The organism is Micrococcus sp. KRD070, assembly GCF_017168435.1.
Classification (GTDB): Bacteria; Actinomycetota; Actinomycetes; order Actinomycetales; family Micrococcaceae; genus Micrococcus; species Micrococcus luteus.
In genome coordinates this window covers 132,916-140,780 of sequence record NZ_JABFNH010000004.1, presented here as the reverse complement: position 1 = coordinate 140,780, position 7,865 = coordinate 132,916, and the positions used below count along the sequence as shown (strand labels likewise).

The following is a 7,865-nucleotide window of genomic DNA, read 5'->3' as shown; positions in this document are numbered from 1 at the left end:
GAGGTACACGGGGGCGGGGGGCTTGGCGGGCATGTCGTCAGTCTAGGCGTGCGCGCCCCGCCCGGCCCGGACCGCCCGACGCTGCAGGCGGGAGGCGTTCAGCTGGTCCACGGTGAACACCGCCAGGGACAGCCAGATCAGCCCGAAGCCCGCCCAGCGGGCCGCGGGCATCTGCTCGCCGAGCACCGTGACCGCCACGAGGAACTGCAGGATGGGCGCCGTGTACTGCAGCATCCCGAGCGTGGTCAGCGTCAGGGAGCGGGCCGCCGCCGAGAACAGGATGAGCGGAACGGCGGTGAGCACGCCGAGCCCGGCCATGAGCCAGAAGTGGCCGGGCCCCTCGGTGACCGTGGTGAGCAGCCCGGCCTGCGCCAGCAGCACGCTGCCCACCACGAACACGGGGATCAGCACCACGGTCTCGGCGGTCATCGCGGTCACTGCGTGCACGGGGGAGGGGAAGCGCTTCTTCACGAAGCCGTAGAGCCCGAACGAGGTGGCCAGCCCGAGCGCGATCCACGGCACCTGCCCCATCGCCGCGGACATCACGACGACGGCGGCCACCGCGATCCCGACGGCCACCCACTGGCCCCGCCGCAGCCGCTCCCCGAGGAAGAGCACGCCGAGCAGGACGTTCACCAGCGGGTTCATGAAGTAGCCCAGCGAGGCCTGGAGCACGTTGCCCGTGGTGACCGAGACCGCGTACAGCAGCCAGTTCACCGCGATGATCCCGGCGGCCAGACCCGTGGTGCCCCAGCGGCCGGGCGTGGCCAGCGCCGTCCCCAGCTCGCGCAGGCGGCGCATCACGGTCAGCAGCAGCAGGCAGAAGATCAGGGCGAAGCCGATGCGCACCACCACGATCTCCAGGGCCCCGGCGGGCGCGAGCATCGCCATGTAGAGCGGCAGCAGGCCCCACACGAAGTAGGCGGTGAAGCCGAGGGCCAGCCCGCGCGGGTCGTCGGCCGGGGCGGGGGAGACGGTGGGCAGGGCACCGGCGCCGGGCCGGGCAGAGGGGGAGGAGGGGCTCACGCGGACCACTGTACGGTCCGGGTGAGCACTCTCACCCAGGTTCTTCCCGGTCACGGCGGTAGACTGGGGGGTCGATCCCGCGCGCCGGCGCCGGGCCCCGCCCTGCGTCCTGCCGGCGCGCCCCGCCGTCGTCGAAAAGGACCCACCCGCCGTGACCGCTCGCCCTGACCGCCCGTTGCGCATCGCCATCATCGGTGCCGGACCCGCCGGGGTGTACACGGCGGACATCCTGACCAAGGAGGAACGGGACTTCCGTGTCAGCATCGACCTGTTCGACCGGTACCCGGCCCCGTTCGGTCTGATCCGCTACGGGGTGGCCCCGGACCATCCGCGCATCAAGGGCATCGTCACCGCGCTGCACAAGGTCATGGACCGCGGGGACATCCGTTTCCTGGGGAACGTGGACTACGGCACGGACCTGAGCCTGGCGGATCTGCGTCGGCACTACGACGCGATCGTGTTCTCCACCGGGGCTGTGCGCGACGCGGCCCTGGACGTGCCCGGCGTCGAGCTGGCCGGCTCATTCGGTGGCGCGGACTTCGCCGCCTGGTATGACGGGCACCCGGACGTGCCGCGGCACTGGCCGTTGGAGGCCACGCAGGTCGCGGTGATCGGCAACGGGAACGTGGCCCTGGACGTGGCCCGGATCCTGTCCAAGCATGCCGAGGACCTGCTGCCCACCGAGATCCCGGACAACGTGTACCGGGACCTGGCCGCGTCCCCGGTCACGGACGTGCACGTGTTCGGCCGGCGCGGACCCGCGCAGGTGAAGTTCACCCCGTTGGAGCTGCGGGAGCTGGCGCATTCCCGGGATGTGGACATCGTGCTGTACGAGGAGGACTTCGACTTCGATGAGGCCTCGGAGAAGGCGATCGAGGAGAACAACCAGGTCCGCACCATGGTCGGGACGCTGACGAACTGGCTCATGGAGCAGGAGGATCGTCAGCAGAGCGCCTCGCGCCGGCTGCACCTGCATTTCCTGCAGGCCCCCGAGGAGTTCCTGGACGAGGACGGGGACGGCCGGGTGGACGGCCTGCGGATGCGCCGCATGGAGCTCGACGGCTCCGGTGGGGTCCGCCCGACCGACGAGACCGTGGACTACCCGGTGCAGGCGGTCTACCGGGCCGTGGGGTACTTCGGGTCCCCGGTGGAGGGGGTGGAGTTCGATGAGGTGCGCGGGGTGATCCCGAATGCGGAAGGCCGGGTGCTGGACGCGGACGGTGCCCCGGTGCCGGGCCTGTATGCCTCGGGGTGGATCAAGCGGGGTCCGGTGGGGTTGATCGGGCACACCAAGGGTGACTCCCTGGAGACGATCAAGCATCTGATCGAGGACGAGCCGGGGCTGTGGACGGCCCAGGAGCCGTCGGAGGAGTCGGTGATCGAGCTGCTCGAGTCCCGTGAGGTGCCGTACACGACGTGGGCCGGTTGGCATGCTCTGGATGAGCATGAGAAGTCCCTGGGTGCGCAGGCGACGCAGACCGGTCCGGTGGCGCGGGAGCGGGTGAAGGTCGTGGACCGGGAGGAGATGACCCGCATCTCCCGCGACGGGGCCTCCGTCCCGTCCGCCTGATCCGGGGCGGGCCCTCGCCGCACCGGCGCTAGGCTTCCGGGGTGGCCCGCCTCCTCGTCGACATCACCCCGCTGCGGGTCTCACCCGCCTACCGGCGGCTGTGGCTGGGCAACACGCTCTCGTACGTGGGCACGCAGCTCACGCTCGTGGCGGTGTCCCTCGAGGTGTTCGCCCTGACCGGCTCCTCGTTCGCGGTGGGCCTGCTCGGCCTCGCCGCGCTCGTGCCGCTCGTGGTCGCGGGCCTGTACGGCGGCGCGATCGCAGACCGGCACGACCGCCGCCGCGTGGCGCTGACCTCGTCGGCCGTCATGTGGCTGACCACGGTCGGCATCGCCGCGCAGGCCTGGGCCGGGCTCGAGTCGGTGCCGGTGCTGTATGCCCTCGTGGCCCTGCACTCCGGCGCGTCCGGCATCAACCAGCCCACCCGCGGCGCGATCATCCCCGCGCTCGTGGGCCTGCCGCTCGTGCCGGCGGCGAACGCGCTGAACATGATGACGTTCTCCGTGGCCCTCATGTTCGGCCCCGTGCTGGGCGGCGTGCTCGTGGCGGCGGTCGGCTACGCGTGGACCTACTCGATCGACGTCGTCACCTTCCTGGCCGCCCTGTACGCCGTGTGGCGGCTGCCGTCCCTGCCGCCGCAGCAGGCCGAGGCCGCGGCCGCCTCGGGCACGCGCGGGGGCCTGGCCTCGGTGGTCGAGGGCCTGCGCTTCCTCGGCTCGCGACCGAACCTGCGGATGACCTTCCTGGCGGACATCGTGGCCATGACGACGGCGTTCCCGCGCGCCCTGCTGCCCGCCATCGGCGCCGTGGTGCTCGGCGGGGGTGAGGCCGCCGTCGGGGTGCTGCTGGCCGCGATGGCGGCGGGCGCGTTCCTCGCGGGGCTGTTCTCCGCTCCGTTCACCCGCCTGCACGCGCAGGGCTGGGGCGTGTACGTCTCGATCCTCGTGTGGGGCGGGGCGGTGGCCGCGTTCGGCGGCGTGGTCTGGTGGGCACAGTCGCTGCCCGACGGCGATCCCCGCCTCACGCTCGCGTTCGCCCTCGCCGCGCTGTGCATGGCGGTGGGCGGGGCCGCGGACTCGCTCTCCGGCGTCTTCCGCGGCTCGATCCTGCAGTCCGCGACCCCGGACCACCTGCGCGGCCGGCTGCAGGGCGTGTTCGTCGTCGTGGTGGCGGGCGGGCCGCGCCTGGGCGAGCTGATCACCGGCGGTGCGTCCGTGGTCCTGGGGGAGGGGCCGACCCTGCTGGCCGGCGGTGTGCTGTGCATGCTCGGCGTGAGCGCGCTGATGCGGTGGCAGCCCGGCTTCCTGCGCTACGACGCCCGGAACCCCACGCCCTGAGCGGGCGCGGGGTTCCGTGGCGGGAGGCTGCGAGCCCGCGACCGCCGAGGAGCGCCGAGCCAGACGTTTCTGCCCGTGAGCCAGATGATTCTGCTGCAGATCGGGCCGCGAAACCGCCGAAACGTCTGGCTCGCGGCAGCCTGAGCCGCCGTCCACGGGAGCCACCACGACGACGGCGGCCGGCGGGTCAGCGGTCGCGGTCGGCCTGGAGCGTGGCCGGCACCGCGCCGCCCAGGCGCGTCCAGTGGCGGACGAGGTCCTCGTCCGGGGCCGCCTGGAGCGTCTCGCGGGCCGCCTCCTCCGCCTTCTTGATGCGGCGCTCCAGATCCTGGTCCGCGCCCTCGTAGGCGGCCGCGTGCCGGTGGGAGCGCAGCGATCCGACGTCCTCCGTGCGACGCTCCACCACCGCGAGCTGCTCGGCGATCGCGTCCTGGTTGGCGCGCTGGGCCTTCAGGTTCGCGGGGGCGAGCACCTGGGCCACGAACCCGTGGTCGAGGAGGAGGCCGCGCGGGGCGGCGATGCCGTGACGCAGCGCGAGGTCCACATGGTCCTCGAAGGTCAGGAGCATGGCGGCCTTGGTGAACTTCAGGTCGTCGACCGGGCGGCCGTCCACGCGGGCCCGGGCCCGCGCCCGGCCGATCGTGGTGTCGGCGGACCACACGGCCCCGCGAGGGTCGATCAGGTACAGCATGGGGACTCCTGGTGGGCTCGGAGGGGAGACGGCGTGCGGATCAGCGGAAGTTCACGAACTGCAGGTCCGCGTCCTCGAAGTCCTTGAGCATCGCGATGACCGACTGCAGGTCGTCGCGGGACTTGGAGGACACGCGCAGCTCGTCCCCCTGGATCTGGGCCTTGACGGACTTGGGGCCCTCGTCGCGGATCAGCTTGGTGATCTTCTTCGCGGTGGGCTGGTCGATGCCCTCCTTCATGGTCGCCTCGATGCGGTACTCCTTGCCGGAGGCGAACGGGGCGCCGGCGTCGAGGGACTTGAGGGAGATGCCGCGCTTGACGAGCTTGGACTCGAACACGTCCTTGACGGCCTTGACGCGCTCCTCGGAGGAGGCCTTCATGAGGATCTTCTCGCCGGAGAAGTCGATCTCGGCGCCGACGCCCTTGAAGTCGTAGCGCTGGGCGATCTCCTTCTGCGCCTGGTTCAGGGCGTTGGACACCTCCTGGCTGTCCACCTTGCTGACGACGTCGAACGTGGAATCGCTGGCCACGGGTGCTCTCCTTCAGGGTCTGCGGACGGGGCGCGCCCGTCGTCGACGGCCACTGCGGGGCCGCGCGGAGCGCTCTGCGGGCCAGCCTACCGGGGACGACGGACGCGGTCCCGGGCCGATTGGCGGCGTGGCGCGGAGATGCTGTACAGTGGACTCTCGCCCGACCGGTGCGGTCGTCCTCGAGACGTCCGGCAGCCGCCGGGTGGCACGGCAGATTTCCCGAGCGGCCAAAGGGGGCTGACTGTAAATCAGCTGGCACTGCCTTCACTGGTTCGAATCCAGTATCTGCCACCGGAACGAAGACCCCGGGACCGTACGGTCCCGGGGTCTTCTGCCGTCCGGGGCCGTGGCACACCCCGCGTCCCCGCCCCGGGAGGTGGCGGCCTCCCGCCAGGCGACGTAGCCTGCCTGTGGTCCGTGTCACACCCGATGCCCTCCGCGGTCCGGCGGCGGCACGGCCGTGCATCGTGACGCCGTGCGGCGTCGCCCGACCGTCCGCGAGGAGCGCCCGATGACCGAGTCCACCGCCCCCGAGTCCTTCACCCAGGGACCGACCGACGTCGAGCTGCTCGAGCAGACCCTGGCCCAGAACCTCGACGACACCGCCCGCCGGTTCGCCGACCGCGCCGCCCTCCTGGAGTGTGGACCGGACGGGGACCCTGCCACCGGACGCACCTGGACCTACGGGCAGCTGCGGGAGGAGTCCGTGACGGTGGCCAAGGCGCTCATGGCTGCGGGCTACGAGGCGGGGGACCGGATCGGGATGTGGAGCCCCAACGTCGCCGAGTGGGTCTCGCTGCTCTACGGCGCGGCACGCGCCGGCGTCATCCTCGTGAACCTCAACCCGGCGTACCGCGCCCACGAGCTGACGTACGTGGTCGAGCAGTGCGACATGCGCGGGCTGGTGGTGGCCTGCGCGGACGCACGCATGGACCCGCCCGCCACCGCGCGGGCCGTGGCCCGTGAGTCGGCGCCGCACCTGCGGCAGCTGATCATGCTGCCGGCCGGGAGCGGCGAGGACGCCTACGCCCACGTGCAGGACGGTGACGTGGCCGGCCGGCACGCCGCCGATCCCGTGGCCGAGGGCACGTGGGCCGCCTTCCTGGCCGGGGCCGCGCGGGTCTCGGACGAGGACCTGGCCGCGCGCGAGGCCGCCACCCGGCCGGCGGACCCCGTGAACCTGCAGTACACCTCGGGCACCACCGGCTTCCCCAAGGGCGTCACGCTGACGCATCGCAACGTGCTGAACAACGGCTTCCACATCGGCGAGCTGCTGGGCTACACGGAGGAGGACACCGTGGTGATCCCGGTGCCGTTCTTCCACTGCTTCGGCATGGTGATCGGCGTGATCGCCACCGTCTCCCATGGCTCGCTCGCCGTCATCCCGGCGCGCAGCTTCGAGCCGGTCTCGGCGCTGCGGGCCGTGGCCGCCACCGGCGCGACGAGCCTGTACGGCGTGCCGGCGATGTTCATCGCCATGCTCGCCCGGCCCGAGGCGGACGAGCTGGACCTGACGACGCTGCGCACCGGCGTGATGGCCGGCTCCACGTGCCCCGTCGAGGTGATGAAGAAGGTCATCGACCGGTTCCACATGTCCGAGGTCGCCATCTGCTACGGCATGACGGAGACCGCGCCCGTGTCCACCATGACCCGCCGCGACGACTCCCTGGAGGTGCGCACCCAGACCGTCGGCCGCACCATGCCCCACGTGGAGACGAAGATCGTGGACCCCGCCACCGGTGAGGTCGTCCCGCGCGGGGCCACGGGCGAGCTGTGCACCCGCGGCTACTCCGTGATGCTCGGCTACTGGGACGCCCCCGAGAAGACCGCCGAGGTGCTGGACGCCGACGGCTGGATGCACTCCGGCGACCTCGCCTCCATGGACGAGGACGGCTCCGTGCGCATCGAGGGCCGCATCAAGGACCTCGTGATCCGCGGCGGCGAGAACATCTCCCCGCGCGAGGTGGAGGAGTTCCTTTACACCCACCCGGACATCCAGGACGTCCAGGTGGTGGGCGTGCCGGACGAGAAGTACGGCGAGCAGCTCATGGCCTGCGTGATCATGAAGGACGGCGTCGAGCCGCTCACCGTGGACGCCGTCCGCGAGTTCGCCACGGGCCGGATCGCGCACTTCAAGATCCCGGCCTACGTCCGCGTGCTCGACGCCTTCCCCATGACCGTCTCCGGCAAGGTCCGCAAGGTCGAGCTGCGCGAAGAGGGCGCGAAGGTCGTCCAGGCCCAGGCCCACGCCCAGGGTGCGGGCTGACGACGACCGTCACCCTCAGGCGGCGGGCAGCGGGAACACGTCCCAGATGGTGCAGACCGCCTCGGGGGCGGCGCCCAGGATCGTGGCACGGTACGTGGTCGACCACGCCCGCGGGTCGGCGTCGCGCAGGCGCCACGTGCCGTCCGCGAGCACCGCGTCCACGAACGCGGAGGTGTCGGCGGGGCTGCCGTCCTCGTGGACCAGGGGGCCGCGACGCAGGGCTTCACCCAGGTCGCCCGCTCGGCCGACGGCGTAGAGCGCGGTCTCGTCCGTGTCCAGCACGAGGCCGCAGTCCTCCTCGAAGGCGGTGATCCAGGCCATCGCGTGCCGCATGGCCTCGTCCGGGTCGGGGTGGCGGGTCACGATGAGCACGGAGCCGCGCTCGCCCGGACGCAGGGAGCCGGGCGTGCCGGGGCCGTGCGGGTCGGGTTCGCGCGGGGCGGCGG

General features: G+C 72.2%; 7 protein-coding genes and 1 tRNA gene. 4 read left to right on the top strand and 4 right to left on the bottom strand.

Annotation, left to right across the window (positions count from 1 at the left end):
* Positions 1 to 42 precede the first annotated feature (42 nt).
* The gene (gene rarD, locus J1M38_RS01605) at positions 43 to 1,035 is read right to left on the bottom strand and encodes an EamA family transporter RarD (protein WP_206501157.1); all 993 of its coding nucleotides are present in this window, start codon (positions 1,033 to 1,035) and stop codon (positions 43 to 45) included.
* A gap of 142 nt (positions 1,036 to 1,177) precedes the next feature.
* Here rarD and J1M38_RS01600 point away from each other — a divergent pair, with 142 nt between their 5' ends.
* Together J1M38_RS01600 and J1M38_RS01595 are read left to right on the top strand one after the other, a co-directional pair.
* On the top strand, positions 1,178 to 2,596 hold the full coding sequence (locus tag J1M38_RS01600) for an FAD-dependent oxidoreductase (RefSeq protein ID WP_206481554.1): 1,419 nt from the start codon (positions 1,178 to 1,180) through the stop codon (positions 2,594 to 2,596).
* A 41-nt stretch (positions 2,597 to 2,637) separates the two neighbouring features.
* Positions 2,638 to 3,933: an MFS transporter gene (locus J1M38_RS01595; RefSeq protein WP_206481553.1), complete on the top strand. Its 1,296-nt coding sequence runs from the start codon at positions 2,638 to 2,640 to the stop codon at positions 3,931 to 3,933.
* Positions 3,934 to 4,120: 187 nt separating this feature from the next.
* Here J1M38_RS01595 and J1M38_RS01590 read toward each other — a convergent pair whose 3' ends face one another.
* Complete coding sequence (locus tag J1M38_RS01590) at positions 4,121 to 4,624, bottom strand: hypothetical protein (protein WP_036317679.1); 504 nt, start codon at positions 4,622 to 4,624, stop codon at positions 4,121 to 4,123.
* A gap of 40 nt (positions 4,625 to 4,664) precedes the next feature.
* Positions 4,665 to 5,153, bottom strand: coding sequence for a YajQ family cyclic di-GMP-binding protein (locus tag J1M38_RS01585; protein ID WP_002856881.1), 489 nt, complete (start codon positions 5,151 to 5,153; stop codon positions 4,665 to 4,667).
* A 209-nt stretch (positions 5,154 to 5,362) separates the two neighbouring features.
* Between J1M38_RS01585 and J1M38_RS01580 the strand changes: the two genes are divergently transcribed.
* Together J1M38_RS01580 and J1M38_RS01575 are read left to right on the top strand one after the other, a co-directional pair.
* A tRNA-Tyr gene (locus tag J1M38_RS01580) sits at positions 5,363 to 5,444 on the top strand.
* Between the two features lie 220 nt (positions 5,445 to 5,664).
* Complete coding sequence (locus J1M38_RS01575; RefSeq protein WP_044659542.1) at positions 5,665 to 7,419, top strand: AMP-binding protein; 1,755 nt, start codon at positions 5,665 to 5,667, stop codon at positions 7,417 to 7,419.
* Positions 7,420 to 7,434: 15 nt separating this feature from the next.
* Here J1M38_RS01575 and J1M38_RS01570 read toward each other — a convergent pair.
* Positions 7,435 to 7,865: hypothetical protein (locus J1M38_RS01570; protein ID WP_206501154.1), on the bottom strand; the 431-nt coding region annotated here is incomplete at its 5' end.